Here is a 13,602-nt window from a genome sequence, read left to right on the forward strand (position 1 = left end):
TTAGAATTTAAGTCCAGCCGCTCTTGCGCCTTCTGCTAATGATTTAATACGACCGTGGTATAAATATCCACCTCTGTCAAAAGTGATGGTATCAATCCCGGCTTTTAACGCTTTCTCTGCAACTAGTTTTCCAACAGCAGCAGCTACTTCAACGTTAGTACCTTTTCCTATTTCTTTTTCTCTTGAAGATGCAGCTAATAAAGTAACTCCATTTACATCATCAATAAGTTGAGCGTAAATTTCTTTGTTACTTCTAAATACAGATAGTCTTGGGTTAGCGGCAGTACCACTAATCGATTTTCTAATTCTGAATCTAATTCTCTGTCTTCTATCAGATTTTGTTAATGACATAATCTTATTTTTTAAGCTGATTTACCTGCTTTTCTTCTTAATACTTCACCCACAAATTTAACACCTTTTCCTTTGTATGGCTCAGGCTTACGGAAACCTCTGATTTTCGCAGCAACCTGACCTAAAAGTTGTTTATCAAATGATGTTAATTTTACGATAGGGTTCTTTCCTTTTTCAGATATTGTTTCTAAACTTACTTCTGGAGCAATTTCTAAAACAATATTGTGAGAATATCCAAGAGCTAAATCTAACTTTTGACCTTGGTTTGAAGCTCTATAACCAACTCCAACTAATTCAAGTTCTTTTGTAAAACCTTCAGATACACCAACAATCATATTACTGATTAAAGATCTGTACAATCCGTGTTTTGCTCTTTGGTCTTTATGATCAGACGATCTTTCAACTTGTACTTGATCGCCTTCAACTTTTACAGTTACGTCCGAAAACTCCTGAGATAGTTGACCTTTTTTTCCTTTTACTGTAATGATACCGTCTTTAACTTCTACAGTTACGTCAGCAGGGATTACAATTGGGCTTTTACCTATTCTTGACATCTTATTTAGTCTTTAAAATTAGTATACGTAACAAATTACTTCACCACCTACATTTAATTGTTTCGCTTGTTTTCCAGTCATAAGACCTTTTGAAGTTGAAACAATAGCAATTCCTAATCCGTTAAGGATTCTTGGTAATTTGGCAGCACCTGCGTATTTACGTAAACCAGGTTTACTAATTCTTTGGATATCTTTAATTACAGGCTCTTTAGTATCTTTATCATACTTCAAAGCGATCTTGATTGAACCCTGAACAGAGTTGTCTTCAAATTTGTAACTCAAGATATAACCTTGATCAAATAAGATCTTAGTTATTTCTTTTTTTAGATTAGAAGCTGGAATTTCAACAACTTTGTGGTTTGCAGCCACAGCGTTACGAACTCTAGTCAAATAATCTGCAATAGGATCTGTATACATATGTATTTGATTGCGATTATGGTTTTCGGGAGACACCCGTCTCCCGAACCTTTAATCAATTAAAATTATTTTTCGGTTTGCAAAAGTAATAACTTATTGCGAGATTACCAAGAAGCCTTTTTTACTCCAGGGATTAATCCATTATTTGCCATCTCACGGAAAGTTACACGTGAAATACCAAATTGACGAATATAACCTCTTGGTCTACCTGTTAATTTACAACGGTTGTGTAAACGAACTGGTGAAGCATTTTTAGGTAATCTTTGTAAGCCTTCATAATCTCCAGCTTCTAATAAAGCTTTTCTTTTTTCAGCGTACTTAGCTACCGTTTTCTCTCTTTTCACCTCACGGGCTTTCATTGATTCTTTAGCCATGTCTTAATTCTTTTTAAAAGGTAAACCTAATTCAGCCAATAACGACTTTGCTTCTTTGTCTGTTTTTGCAGTAGTAACAAAAGTAATATCCATTCCTGAAATTTTGTTTACTTTGTCAATATCAATTTCAGGGAAAATGATTTGCTCTAAAACTCCAAGATTGTAATTACCTCTTCCGTCGAAACCAGTAGCTTTGATACCACTAAAATCTCTAACGCGTGGTAAAGCAGAAGTAATAAGTCTATCTAAAAACTCATACATTCTCTCTCCACGTAAAGTAACTTTTGCTCCAATAGGCATCCCTTTTCTCAATTTGAATGACGCAACGTCTTTCTTTGAAATTGTAGATACTGCTTTTTGTCCAGTGATCTTTGTTAACTCATCAACTGCATAGTCAATAAGTTTTTTATCAGATACAGCTGCACCAACTCCACGGCTCAAAACGATTTTTTCAAGTTTAGGAACTTGCATTACGTTTGTATATCCGAATTCTTCTTTAAGAGCAGAGATTACTCTACTCTTATATTCTTCTTTTAGTCTAGGTGTATATGCCATTACTATAGTACTTGATTAGATTTTTTTGAAAATCTTACTTTCTTATCTCCTTCTACTCTAATACCAACTCTAGTTGTTTCCTTAGTTTTAGGATCAATTAGTGAAATGTTAGATATTTGTATAGAAGCTTCTTTCTTAACGATACCACCTTGAGGGTTTTTAGCACTTGGTTTTGTATGTTTTGAAACCATGTTTACACCTTCAACTATCGCTTTATTTTTCTCACGGTAAACACGTAATACTTTACCTTCAGCACCTTTATGGTCTCCAGCAATAACTCTTACGATATCTCCTGATTTTATTTTTAGCTTTATCATCTTAAAACGAATTAAAGCACTTCTGGTGCTAATGATACAATTTTCATGAATTGTTTTTCACGAAGTTCTCTTGCTACCGGACCAAAAACACGTGTTCCTCTCATTTCCCCTGCAGCGTTCAAAAGAACACATGCATTATCATCGAAACGGATATAAGAACCATCAGCTCTTCTCACTTCTTTTTTGGTACGTACAACAACTGCAGTTGAAACAGCTCCTTTTTTCACGTTTCCGTTTGGAGTTGCATCTTTAATAGATACTACAATCTTGTCACCAACAGAGGCATACCTTCTTTTGGTACCTCCTAAAACACGGATAGTTAAAACTTCTTTTGCTCCCGTGTTATCTGCTACTTTTAGTCTTGATTCCTGTTGTACCATAATTATTTAGCTCTTTCTAAGATTTCAACTAATCTCCAACATTTTGTTTTACTTAAAGGACGCGTTTCGCTAATTCTTACAGTATCTCCAATGTTACAGTCGTTTGTTTCGTCGTGTGCAACATATTTCTTAGTTTTCAACACGAACTTACCGTATAATGGGTGCTTTACTTTTCTTACTTCAGCAATAACAATAGACTTATCCATTTTATTTGAAGTAACAACACCTATTCTTTCTTTTCTTAAATTTCTTTTTTCTTCCATCTTTCAGCAGAATACAATTATTGTAACTCTCTTTTAGTTAACTCTGTAGCCAATCTTGCAACTGTTCTTCTTACACTTCTAATTTGAAGTGGGTTCTCAATTGGAGAAATAGCGTGAGCCATTTTTAGGTCAGCATATATTTTCTTAGTTTGACTAAGTTTTTCTTGCAACTCCGCTGCAGAAAGATCTTTTATTTCTGATTGTTTCATAATATAAATTTAATTATGCTTCGAAATCTCTAGCAACGACGAATTTAGTTTTTACTGGAAGTTTTTGAGCTGCAAGACGTAAAGCCTCTTTTGCAACTGACAATGGAACTCCTCCAACTTCAAACATAATTCTTCCTGGTTTAACAACAGCAGCCCAATACTCAACTGCTCCTTTACCTTTACCCATACGTACTTCAAGAGGTTTCTTAGTAATAGGCTTGTCTGGAAATATTTTAATCCATAATTGTCCTTCTCTCTTCATGTAACGAGTTGCAGCGATACGCGCAGCTTCGATTTGACGAGAAGTCAAGAACATTCCATCTTCATGTACAGATTTAATACCAAACATTCCATTAGAAAGTTCATGCCCTCTTTGAGAGTTACCTTTCATCTTACCTTTTTGTACCTTACGGTATTTTGTTCTTTTAGGCTGTAACATTTTTCTTTAGTTTAAAAATTTACTTTCTTTTACGAGCGTCTGGTTTTCCACCTTTATTAAAAGGCTTTCTGTCTCCTCTTGGAGAATCGCCACCTTTACCACCACCAGTTCCAGATTGTTTTTTATCCATTCCTGCAAGTGGAGAAAGATCTCTCTTTCCATAAACTTCACCTTTCATGATCCATACTTTGATACCCATTCTACCGTAAGTAGTGTGAGCTTCAGCCAAAGCATAATCAATATCAGCTCTGAAAGTTGATAGAGGAATTCTACCTTCTTTGAAACCTTCTGAACGCGCCATCTCAGCACCATTCAAACGACCAGAAATCAAAACTTTGATACCTTCAGCGTTCATACGCATAGAAGCAGCAATAGCCATTTTGATTGCACGTCTGTAAGAAATACGGCTTTCGATTTGACGAGCGATGCTTGTCGCCACAAGATAAGCATCTAACTCAGGTCTTTTAATTTCAAAGATGTTGATTTGAACCTCTTTGTCAGTAACTTTCTTAAGTTCTTCTTTCAACTTGTCTACCTCTTGTCCGCCTTTTCCGATAATGATACCAGGTCTAGCAGTAGTGATAGTAACGGTTACAAGTTTCAAAGTTCTCTCGATGATTACTTTAGATACACTAGCTTTTGATAAACGAGCGTGGATATACTTTCTGATTTTGTGATCTTCGGCTAATTTATCACCGTAGTCATTTCCACCATACCAGTTTGAGTCCCACCCTCTGATGATACCAAGTCTATTTCCAATTGGATTTGTCTTTTGTCCCATGCTGCTTAAGAATTGCTTTGTGTGTTATTGATAGCTCCAAGCACGATTGTAACGTGGTTAGAACGTTTTCTTATTCTGTGTGCACGACCTTGTGGAGCTGGACGAAGTCTTTTCAACATCATTCCACCATCTACTCTGATCTCTTTAACAAATAATCCAGCTTCTTCTAAATTACCTTCACTATTTTTTTGCTCCCAGTTATTGATTGCAGATAATAATAGTTTCTCTAATTTTCTTGAAGCTTCTTTAGAACTGAATCTTAAAATGTTAAGTGCTCTTTCTACCTTCTGACCTCTTACCAAGTCCGCTACTAAGCGCATTTTTCTAGGTGAAGTAGGGCAGTTATTCAATTTTGCGAAAGCAATAGACTTATTAGCCTCTTTTCTCGCATCTGCTGTTTCTCTTTTACGAACTCCCATTGCTTCTTATTTTTTACCTTTATTTTTTGCTCCAGCATGACCTCTAAAAGATCTAGTTGGTGAAAACTCTCCTAATTTGTGACCTACCATGTTTTCTGTTACGTAAACCGGTACAAATTGACGACCGTTATGAACTGCGATAGTTTGTCCAACGAAATCCGGAGTAATCATGGAAGCTCTAGACCAAGTCTTTACAACTGCATTTTTACCACTTTCTACGTTTTCCTGAACTTTCTTGTCTAACTTATAATGAACGAAAGGTCCTTTTTTTAATGAACGTGCCATATCTTATTATTTCTTTCTACGTTCTACGATATACTTGTTACTCGGGTTTTTCTTAGAACGAGTTCTGTAACCTTTAGCTGGCAATCCGTTTCTTGAACGTGGGTGCCCTCCAGAAGAACGTCCTTCACCACCTCCCATAGGGTGATCAACTGGGTTCATCGCTACTGGTCTAGTTCTAGGTCTTCTTCCTAACCATCTTGTTCTACCTGCTTTTCCAGATACAACTAATTGGTGATCAGAATTAGAAACAGCTCCAATTGTAGCCGAACATGTTAACAAGATTAATCTTGTCTCTCCAGATGGCATTTTAATTGTAGCGTATTTTCCGTCTCTTGCCATTAACTGAGCAAAAGTTCCAGCTGAACGAGCAATAACTGCTCCTTGTCCTGGACGTAACTCAATACAAGATATAACAGTTCCAAGAGGAATTCTGCTTAAAGGCAATGTATTACCAATCTCTGGTTGAGATTCTGGACCAGAAACTAATTTCTGACCAACTTTCAATCCGTTTTGAGCGATAATATAAGTTTTCTCTCCATCAGCATAAGCTAATAAAGCGATAAATGCAGTACGATTTGGATCGTATTCGATTGATTTCACAGTAGCTGGAATTCCAACTTTAGTTCTTTTGAAATCAATAATACGATATCTCTGCTTGTGACCACCACCCGTATAACGCATGGTCATCTTTCCTTGACTATTTCTACCTCCAGAGTTTTTTATCGGCGCTATCAAAGAGCGTTCCGGCTTATCAGTTGTAATGGCGTCATAACCATTCACAACTCTAAATCGCTGACCTGGGGTAATAGGTTTTAATTTTCTTACTGACATTTTTCTATCTTAGATATTGTTGTAAAAATCAATTGTTTCTCCTTCTTGTACTTGTACAATTGCTTTTTTAATAGCATTTGTCTTTCCACTGATTAAACCACTTTTAGTGTATTTTGTAGTTCTGTCCGGTCTTACGTTCATCGTGTTAACTGAAACGATAGTTACTCCATAAGCAGCTTCAACAGCTTTCTTAATTTGAACTTTGTTTGCTTTTTTGTCAACAACGAATCCGAAGCGGTTTAAAACTTCACTTTCTTTGGTTACTTTTTCTGTTACTATAGGTCTAATTATGATGCTCATACTCCTATTATTTGCTTAAATTTTCTTCGATTAACTCCAAAGAACCTTCTAAAAGCACTAAATTGTTAGTGTTTAAAATAGCGTAAGTGCTTAATTCTGAGCTAGTTACGACATTAGAAGCCTTTAAATTGCGTGACGACAAATATACATTTTTATTCGTCTCTCCCAACACAAATAGAGATTTTTTATTTTCTAACCCTAAAGCTTTCAAAACGTTAATGAAATTTTTAGTGTTTGGCGCTTCAAAATTAAAGTCTTCAAGAACGATAATATTCGACTCTTTTGCTTTGATTGAGAAAGCTGATTTTCTTGCCAATCTTTTCAAGCCTTTATTCAATTTGAATGAATAACTTCTTGGTCTTGGTCCGAAAATTGTTCCACCACCTTTAAACAATGGATTTTTGATACTTCCCGCACGAGCTGTACCAGTTCCTTTTTGTTTTTTAATCTTACGCGTACTTCCTGTCACTTCAGCTCTTTCTTTAGCTTTGTGAGTCCCTTGTCTTTGATTAGCAAGATATTGCTTAACATCAAGGTATACAGCGTGATTGTTTGGTTCAATTGCGAATACTGAATCAGAAAGTTGAACTTTTCTTCCAGTATCTTTTCCGTTGAAATCTAATACTTTTACTTCCATTACTTCTGAATGATTACATAAGAGTTTTTATGTCCAGGAACACATCCTTTAATAACAAGTAGGTTCTTTTCAGCCACTACTTTTAAAACTCTAAGGTTTTGAACTTTTACATTGTCTCCTCCCATTCTTCCAGCCATACGCATTCCTTTGAATACTCTAGATGGATAAGAAGATGCTCCTACAGAACCTGGCGCTCTTAAACGGTTGTGTTGACCGTGAGTTGCTTGTCCAACACCACCAAATCCGTGACGTTTAACAACCCCTTGAAAACCTTTACCTTTAGATACACCTTGTACATCTACAAATTCTCCTTCAGAAAAAATAGAAACATCAATAAGATCTCCTAATTTTTGCTCAGTTGCAAAATCTTGAAATTCAACGACTTTTTTCTTAGCTACAGTTCCAGCTTTTTTAAAGTGCCCTAAAGCCGCTTTTGTGGAATGTTTCTCGTTTTTGTCATCGAAACCAAGTTGCAACGCTTCGTACCCGTCAACACCTTTGGTTCTGACTTGGGTAACAACACAAGGACCAGCTTCGATTACTGTACAAGGAATGTTTTTCCCGTTTTCGTCGAAAATACTAGTCATGCCGATTTTTTTACCAATTAACCCAGACATAAATATTAATTATTAATTACTAAAATTCCCTTCAATTTGAAAATAACAGAAATTTCCAAACAGGGAGTGCAAAAGTAGATATTAAAATTGAATATACCAAACAGTTAGAAAAATTAAATCGCTCATTATCAAAAACCAAGCATCAAAACAACTTCAAAAACAACCTTATTTTTTTCCAATAATGAAATCATTTTTTACATTTTGAACACATTCACGCTTAACAATTAATTAATAAATTCACAACAAAAAACACCCGAATCCCCTTAAAACAAAGGCCTTTATGAAAATTTACAGAAAAATTAAAAATAAAAAAAACTCAAAATCATACCGTAAAAAAGCAATATTTTAAAACAAAAAAAAGCGAGACATTTCTGACTCGCTTTTTATATAAAAAATATAAAAAAATTATACTTTTATCTCTACTTCAACCCCACTTGGCAATTCAAGTTTCATTAAAGCATCAATAGTTTTAGATGAAGATGAATAAATATCAATCAATCTCTTGTATGACATTACTTCAAATTGCTCTCTCGCTTTTTTGTTAACGTGCGGAGAACGTAACACAGTGAAAAGTTTTTTGTGAGTTGGCAATGGAATTGGACCTGTTACAACTGCACCAGTAGTTTTTACTGTTTTCACGATCTTTTCAGCAGATTTATCTACCAACATGTGATCGTAAGACTTTAGTTTTATTCTGATTTTTTGACTCATTTTCTTAAGAATTAAGCGTTACCTTTTGCTTTTTTAATTACCGCTTCTGAAATATTAGAAGGCGTTTCTGCATAGTGAGAAAACTCCATTGTTGAAGTAGCTCTACCTGAAGACAATGTTCTTAATGTTGTAACATATCCAAACATTTCAGATAAAGGCACATCAGCTTTAATAGTTTTAGCCCCATTTCTGTCACCCATATCATTAACCTGACCTCTACGACGGTTCAAGTCACCTACGATATCACCCATGTTTTCTTCAGGAGTAATAACCTCGATTTTCATGATTGGCTCAAGAATAACAGCTCCGGCAGCACGTCCTGATTCTTTATAACCCATTCTTGCAGCTAACTCAAAAGATAATGCATCAGAATCCACAGGGTGGAAAGATCCATCAGTTAAAGTTACTTTCAAACTATCCACAGCGTATCCTGCTAACGGACCAGTTTTCATAGCCTCTCTAAATCCTTTTTCAACAGCTGGAATATATTCTTTAGGAACGTTACCACCTTTTACAGCATTAATAAACTGTAATCCTACAGGAACTTTACCATCAACTTCATCAGCAGGCTCGATTGTAAATACGATATCACCGAATTTACCACGACCTCCAGATTGTTTCTTATAAGTTTCTCTATGCGTAGCTGATCTTGTGAAAGCTTCTTTGTATTCAACCTGAGGCTCACCTTGGTTTACTTCAACTTTGAATTCACGTTTCATACGATCTACTAAGATATCTAAGTGAAGCTCACCCATACCTGAGATAATCGTTTGACCTGAAGCCTCATCAGTTCTAACTGTAAATGTCGGATCCTCTTCAGCTAATTTAGCCAAAGCCATACCCATTTTATCTACGTCAGCTTTAGTTTTAGGCTCAATAGCAATACCAATTACCGGATCAGGGAATTTCATAGACTCCAAAATAATTGGATTCTTTTCATCACATAATGTATCTCCAGTTTTAATATCTTTAAATCCTACAGCAGCTCCAATATCCCCAGCCTCAATAAATTCGATTGGATTTTGTTTGTTAGCGTGCATTTGGTAAATACGAGAAATTCTTTCTTTATTACCAGAACGAGTATTTAAAACGTAAGAACCAGCATCTAAACGACCAGAATAAGCACGGAAGAAAGCTAAACGACCTACAAATGGGTCAGTAGCAATTTTAAATGCCAAAGCAGCAAACGGCTCTTTTACATCTGGCTTACGCAAGATTTTAGTTTGATCTTCTTCTAATAAATCAGCATCATCAGGGTGAATTCCTTCAATACCTTCTTTATCCAAAGGAGATGGTAAATATTTACAAACTGCATCTAACATGAATTGAACTCCTTTGTTTTTGAAAGAAGAACCAGCAAGCATAGGAATGATTGCCATATCAATTGTAGCAGCTCTTAAAGCATTGTTAATCTCATCTTCAGTAATAGAGTTCTCATCCTCCATGTACTTATCTAAAAGATTTTCATCGTAAGTAGCAATTTCTTCGATAAGGATAGAACGATATTGTCTAACCTCGTCAACCATGTCAGCTGGAATATCAACGATATCAAAAGTAGCTCCTTGAGTCTCATCATGCCATACAATAGCCTGATTTTTAACTAAGTCAACGATACCTTTAAAATCAGCCTCATCACCAATAGGCAAAGTAATTGCAACCGCATTCGATTTCAACATATCTTTAACCTGTCCGCATACTCCTAAAAAGTTAGCACCTTGACGGTCCATTTTATTTACGAATCCCATACGAGGAACTCTATATTGATCAGCAAGTCTCCAGTTAGTTTCAGATTGAGGCTCAACACCATCAACTGCACTAAACAAGAATACCAAACCATCCAATACACGCAAAGAACGATTTACCTCTACAGTAAAGTCAACGTGTCCAGGAGTATCAATAATATTAAAGTGGTAAGGCAATGATTCCGGAAGAACTTTACCTTGCTCTGTTGGAAAATTCCAAGTACAAGTTGTAGCAGCAGAAGTAATTGTAATACCTCTTTCCTGCTCTTGCGCCATCCAGTCCATTGTTGCAGCACCATCATGCACCTCACCAATTTTGTGTGACTTTCCAGTATAAAAAAGAATACGCTCAGTAGTTGTTGTTTTACCAGCATCAATATGAGCAGCAATTCCGATATTTCTTGTATATTTTAAATCTCTAGCCATTTCTTTACGAATTAAAATCTAAAGTGAGAGAATGCTTTGTTAGCTTCTGCCATTTTGTGAGTATCCATTCTTTTCTTAACCGCAGCACCTTCTTCTTTAGCAGCTGCTAAACATTCTGACGCTAAACGTTGTGCCATAGATTTTTCGTTTCTTCTTCTTGAATAAAGTATTAACCACTTCATTGCCATAGAAATTTTTCTGTCTGGACGAATCTGCATTGGAATTTGAAATGTAGCTCCACCTACTCTACGGCTACGTACTTCTACGTGAGGCATAACGTTTGTTAAAGCATCTTTCCAAATTTCTAATGAAGTTTTCTCATCATTTTGCTTTTTAGATTCAATGATATCAATTGCATCATAAAATACTTTGAAAGCTGTAGATTTCTTACCATCCCACATTAAGTTGTTCACGAAACGTGTTACCAATTGGTCATTAAACCTTGGATCTGGTAAAAGTGGTCTTTTCTTTGCCGCTCTTTTTCTCATGTCTTTTTTTTAAATAAAAAGTTATAGGTTATCCGTTAAATGTTATGTGTTACAGATTTCAAGCACATGCTTAAAACCCCAACCCTTAACTCCTAACCTCCAACTCTTAACGTTTTAAATTACTTTTTTGCTTCTTTTGGGCGTTTAGCACCGTACTTAGATCTTCTTTGCGTTCTTCCTGCAACTCCTGACGTGTCAAGCGCTCCACGAACGATATGATATCTAACACCTGGTAAATCTTTTACCCTTCCACCTCGCACTAATACTATCGAGTGCTCTTGTAAATTGTGTCCTTCTCCAGGGATGTAAGCATTCACTTCATTACCATTTGTCAAACGTACACGCGCAACTTTACGCATTGCAGAGTTTGGTTTTTTTGGTGTAGTAGTGTAAACACGCGTACAAACCCCTCTTCTTTGAGGACAAGAATCTAAAGCAACCGATTTACTCTTCTTAGTGATCTGAGTTCTTCCTGTTCTTACTAATTGTTGAATTGTTGGCATAATTAATACTAAAAATTTATTATGTATATTAAATTCCCGCTTTTTACGGGGTTGCAAATGTATAAAATATTTTTCACTATACAAACGTTAATTCATTAATTTTCAATAACATTATTTAAGCATATGATTTTACAAACAAACAATAGATATTTGTAATACTTTTAATTTAATGAAACAATTGCTTTTGAAATCGCTTTTACCTCTCCTGTTTTTTCTAATCGGCATCTCTTCTTGTGCTCAAAACCTTCATTTACAAATTAAAGGAGCAAATCAAATCGAAACACAAATTATTGATTCACTGAATTATTCAGGAAATCACACTAACATAAAATCTCTTTTCGAAGAAGTTAAAAATGTATCCGAAAAATTAACCAAACAAGGATATCTCGACCACGCTATACTTGAAACAAAAAAAACAAACGATAGTACTTTTATCTCAAAAATCGACTTAAAAAACAAAACAAAAGAAGTTCATATATATATAGGAGCGAATCACCGTTTTTTTGATGAAGCAAAAATCAAAAACGACACTTTAATTCTAGCATATGAAGAACTGGAAAATTATCTAAACCAAAAAACATTAGATGCTGAAAAAGCAGGTTTCGCCTTAAACAAACTAAAACTTGAAAACCTACAAAAAAAGAAATCCATAATTTACGCGGAGTTAAATTATAAATCCGAAAAAAAACGCGTCGTAAATTCCATTATTCTAACTCAGAATGACCCAACAAAAAGAGATTATTTCCCAAAAGGACATCTAAAACAACTTAAAAAGAAGTACTTAAATAAGACTTTTAATCAGGAAACCGTAAAACAATTATACAACGACATTAATGCATTTGAATTTACAACCCAAATCAAATATCCGGAGGTATTATTAACAACCGATTCTACGAAAATATACACCTATGTAGAAAAAAGACAAGCAAACACTTTTGACGGCTATATTGGTTTTTCTAATGACGAAAATAAAAAAACAACTCTAAATGGATATCTGGACTTATCATTATTAAACACTCTTCACGCAGGAGAACAATTTTCACTATACTGGAAAAGTGACGGAAATCAACAAAAAACCTTCAATACTAAAATTGAAATTCCTTACATATTTCAATCCTCACTAGGCATCAAAGCACAATTAAATATTTTCAAACAGGACAGTACTTTTCAAAACACCAAAACCGCAATTGACCTGGGTTATTTTTTAAACTACAATACACGACTATACTTAGGCTATCAATCAACAGAATCTAGTGACATTCAAAACACAAACAACACCACAATTAGCGACTACAAAAATTCATACATCACCTCTACCCTTGAATTTAAAAAAACAGATTATCTTCAAAGTTTATTCCCAAAAAAAGCCTCCCTCAACCTTCTTTTAGGCTACGGAAAAAGAGACACCAACAACAGCCCTAAAACCGTCGAATCCAGCAAACAATTCTACACCAACCTTAACCTCTCTTATAATTTTGAGTTAAACAAGAAAAACTTCATCTACATAAATCCACAAATCCTTTATCTGAAAAGTCAAAATTACATTACCAACGAATTGTTTCGATTTGGAGGAACAAACTCTATAAGAGGTTTTGCAGAAAACAGTCTCCAGGGCAATTTCGCCTCTATGCTACTTACCGAATACAGATACAAAGTCTCTAACAACCTGTATATCAATTCCATTATCGATTTTGCCATTTATCAGGATTTAACCAACACTCAAAATCTTAATAAATTACAAAAATTATCAGGAGTCGGAATCGGCACAACCATTCAGACAACGAGTGGCCTGCTCCGCATTAATCTCAGCAATGGCGGGGAAAATCTTCAGGAAATAAAATTATTTAACACAATCGTTAACATACACTACAATGTTAAATTTTAACGTTGTGAGAAAATTCACCAAAACAATATTCCCATTATTAACAAATTATTAAGGAATAAAAAATACCGAAAAATTCTAAATAATAACACCCATTATATCAGATTAATCTCAGCATTGA

The 13,602-nt window shown here is 35.1% G+C and carries 22 protein-coding genes; 1 reads left to right on the plus strand and 21 read right to left on the minus strand.

Features of this window, described 5'->3' with window-relative positions:
- The 21 genes from rplR to rpsL form a co-directional block, all read right to left on the minus strand.
- Entirely contained in the window at positions 1-351 is a 351-nt protein-coding gene (gene rplR, locus C245_RS0102515) for a 50S ribosomal protein L18 (protein WP_017495012.1), read from the minus strand.
- Between the two features lie 11 nt (positions 352-362).
- Complete coding sequence (rplF, locus tag C245_RS0102520) at positions 363-905, minus strand: 50S ribosomal protein L6 (RefSeq protein ID WP_017495013.1); 543 nt, start codon at positions 903-905, stop codon at positions 363-365.
- A gap of 18 nt (positions 906-923) precedes the next feature.
- Complete coding sequence (rpsH, locus tag C245_RS0102525) at positions 924-1,322, minus strand: 30S ribosomal protein S8 (RefSeq protein WP_017495014.1); 399 nt, start codon at positions 1,320-1,322, stop codon at positions 924-926.
- A gap of 104 nt (positions 1,323-1,426) precedes the next feature.
- Positions 1,427-1,696: a 30S ribosomal protein S14 gene (rpsN, locus tag C245_RS0102530; protein ID WP_008464305.1), complete on the minus strand. Its 270-nt coding sequence runs from the start codon at positions 1,694-1,696 to the stop codon at positions 1,427-1,429.
- A gap of 3 nt (positions 1,697-1,699) precedes the next feature.
- Positions 1,700-2,251 (minus strand): 50S ribosomal protein L5, encoded by a 552-nt coding sequence (gene rplE / locus C245_RS0102535; protein ID WP_017495015.1) that lies wholly within the window; start codon positions 2,249-2,251, stop codon positions 1,700-1,702.
- A gap of 2 nt (positions 2,252-2,253) precedes the next feature.
- Positions 2,254-2,568: a 50S ribosomal protein L24 gene (rplX, locus tag C245_RS0102540; protein WP_007803650.1), complete on the minus strand. Its 315-nt coding sequence runs from the start codon at positions 2,566-2,568 to the stop codon at positions 2,254-2,256.
- 11 nt (positions 2,569-2,579) lie between these two features.
- A complete protein-coding gene (gene rplN / locus C245_RS0102545; RefSeq protein ID WP_007803649.1) occupies positions 2,580-2,948 on the minus strand; it encodes a 50S ribosomal protein L14 in 369 nt (122 codons plus the stop codon).
- Positions 2,949-2,950: 2 nt separating this feature from the next.
- On the minus strand, positions 2,951-3,211 hold the full coding sequence (rpsQ, locus tag C245_RS0102550) for a 30S ribosomal protein S17 (protein ID WP_007803646.1): 261 nt from the start codon (positions 3,209-3,211) through the stop codon (positions 2,951-2,953).
- A gap of 17 nt (positions 3,212-3,228) precedes the next feature.
- Positions 3,229-3,420 (minus strand): 50S ribosomal protein L29, encoded by a 192-nt coding sequence (gene rpmC, locus C245_RS0102555; RefSeq protein ID WP_007803639.1) that lies wholly within the window; start codon positions 3,418-3,420, stop codon positions 3,229-3,231.
- A 13-nt stretch (positions 3,421-3,433) separates the two neighbouring features.
- Positions 3,434-3,859 (minus strand): 50S ribosomal protein L16, encoded by a 426-nt coding sequence (gene rplP, locus C245_RS0102560; RefSeq protein ID WP_017495016.1) that lies wholly within the window; start codon positions 3,857-3,859, stop codon positions 3,434-3,436.
- A gap of 19 nt (positions 3,860-3,878) precedes the next feature.
- Complete coding sequence (gene rpsC / locus C245_RS0102565) at positions 3,879-4,640, minus strand: 30S ribosomal protein S3 (protein WP_007803635.1); 762 nt, start codon at positions 4,638-4,640, stop codon at positions 3,879-3,881.
- Between the two features lie 5 nt (positions 4,641-4,645).
- Complete coding sequence (gene rplV / locus C245_RS0102570; RefSeq protein ID WP_007803631.1) at positions 4,646-5,059, minus strand: 50S ribosomal protein L22; 414 nt, start codon at positions 5,057-5,059, stop codon at positions 4,646-4,648.
- Positions 5,060-5,065: 6 nt separating this feature from the next.
- Positions 5,066-5,344: a 30S ribosomal protein S19 gene (rpsS, locus tag C245_RS0102575; protein WP_008464288.1), complete on the minus strand. Its 279-nt coding sequence runs from the start codon at positions 5,342-5,344 to the stop codon at positions 5,066-5,068.
- Positions 5,345-5,350: 6 nt separating this feature from the next.
- Positions 5,351-6,175, minus strand: coding sequence for a 50S ribosomal protein L2 (gene rplB, locus C245_RS0102580; protein ID WP_017495017.1), 825 nt, complete (start codon positions 6,173-6,175; stop codon positions 5,351-5,353).
- A gap of 9 nt (positions 6,176-6,184) precedes the next feature.
- Positions 6,185-6,475 carry a 50S ribosomal protein L23 gene (rplW, locus tag C245_RS0102585; RefSeq protein ID WP_017495018.1) on the minus strand — a complete coding sequence of 97 codons (291 nt, stop codon included), beginning with the start codon at positions 6,473-6,475 and terminating at the stop codon, positions 6,185-6,187.
- Between the two features lie 7 nt (positions 6,476-6,482).
- On the minus strand, positions 6,483-7,112 hold the full coding sequence (gene rplD, locus C245_RS0102590) for a 50S ribosomal protein L4 (protein WP_017495019.1): 630 nt from the start codon (positions 7,110-7,112) through the stop codon (positions 6,483-6,485).
- On the minus strand, positions 7,112-7,729 hold the full coding sequence (gene rplC, locus C245_RS0102595; RefSeq protein ID WP_017495020.1) for a 50S ribosomal protein L3: 618 nt from the start codon (positions 7,727-7,729) through the stop codon (positions 7,112-7,114). Before rplC ends, rplD begins: the two co-directional genes overlap by 1 nt.
- Positions 7,730-8,134: 405 nt before the next feature.
- Positions 8,135-8,440, minus strand: coding sequence for a 30S ribosomal protein S10 (rpsJ, locus tag C245_RS0102600; protein ID WP_007803605.1), 306 nt, complete (start codon positions 8,438-8,440; stop codon positions 8,135-8,137).
- Between the two features lie 11 nt (positions 8,441-8,451).
- Entirely contained in the window at positions 8,452-10,608 is a 2,157-nt protein-coding gene (fusA, locus tag C245_RS0102605) for an elongation factor G (RefSeq protein ID WP_017495021.1), read from the minus strand.
- Between the two features lie 11 nt (positions 10,609-10,619).
- The gene (rpsG, locus tag C245_RS0102610) at positions 10,620-11,096 is read right to left on the minus strand and encodes a 30S ribosomal protein S7 (RefSeq protein ID WP_017495022.1); all 477 of its coding nucleotides are present in this window, start codon (positions 11,094-11,096) and stop codon (positions 10,620-10,622) included.
- A 119-nt stretch (positions 11,097-11,215) separates the two neighbouring features.
- The gene (gene rpsL, locus C245_RS0102615; protein WP_007136570.1) at positions 11,216-11,599 is read right to left on the minus strand and encodes a 30S ribosomal protein S12; all 384 of its coding nucleotides are present in this window, start codon (positions 11,597-11,599) and stop codon (positions 11,216-11,218) included.
- Positions 11,600-11,768: 169 nt separating this feature from the next.
- Between rpsL and C245_RS0102620 the strand changes: the two genes are divergently transcribed.
- Positions 11,769-13,484: a hypothetical protein gene (locus C245_RS0102620; RefSeq protein WP_017495023.1), complete on the plus strand. Its 1,716-nt coding sequence runs from the start codon at positions 11,769-11,771 to the stop codon at positions 13,482-13,484.
- Positions 13,485-13,602 lie beyond the last annotated feature (118 nt).

Origin of the sequence: Flavobacterium sp. WG21, from assembly GCF_000335775.1 — a bacterium.
Taxonomy (GTDB): Bacteria; Bacteroidota; Bacteroidia; order Flavobacteriales; family Flavobacteriaceae; genus Flavobacterium; species Flavobacterium tructae.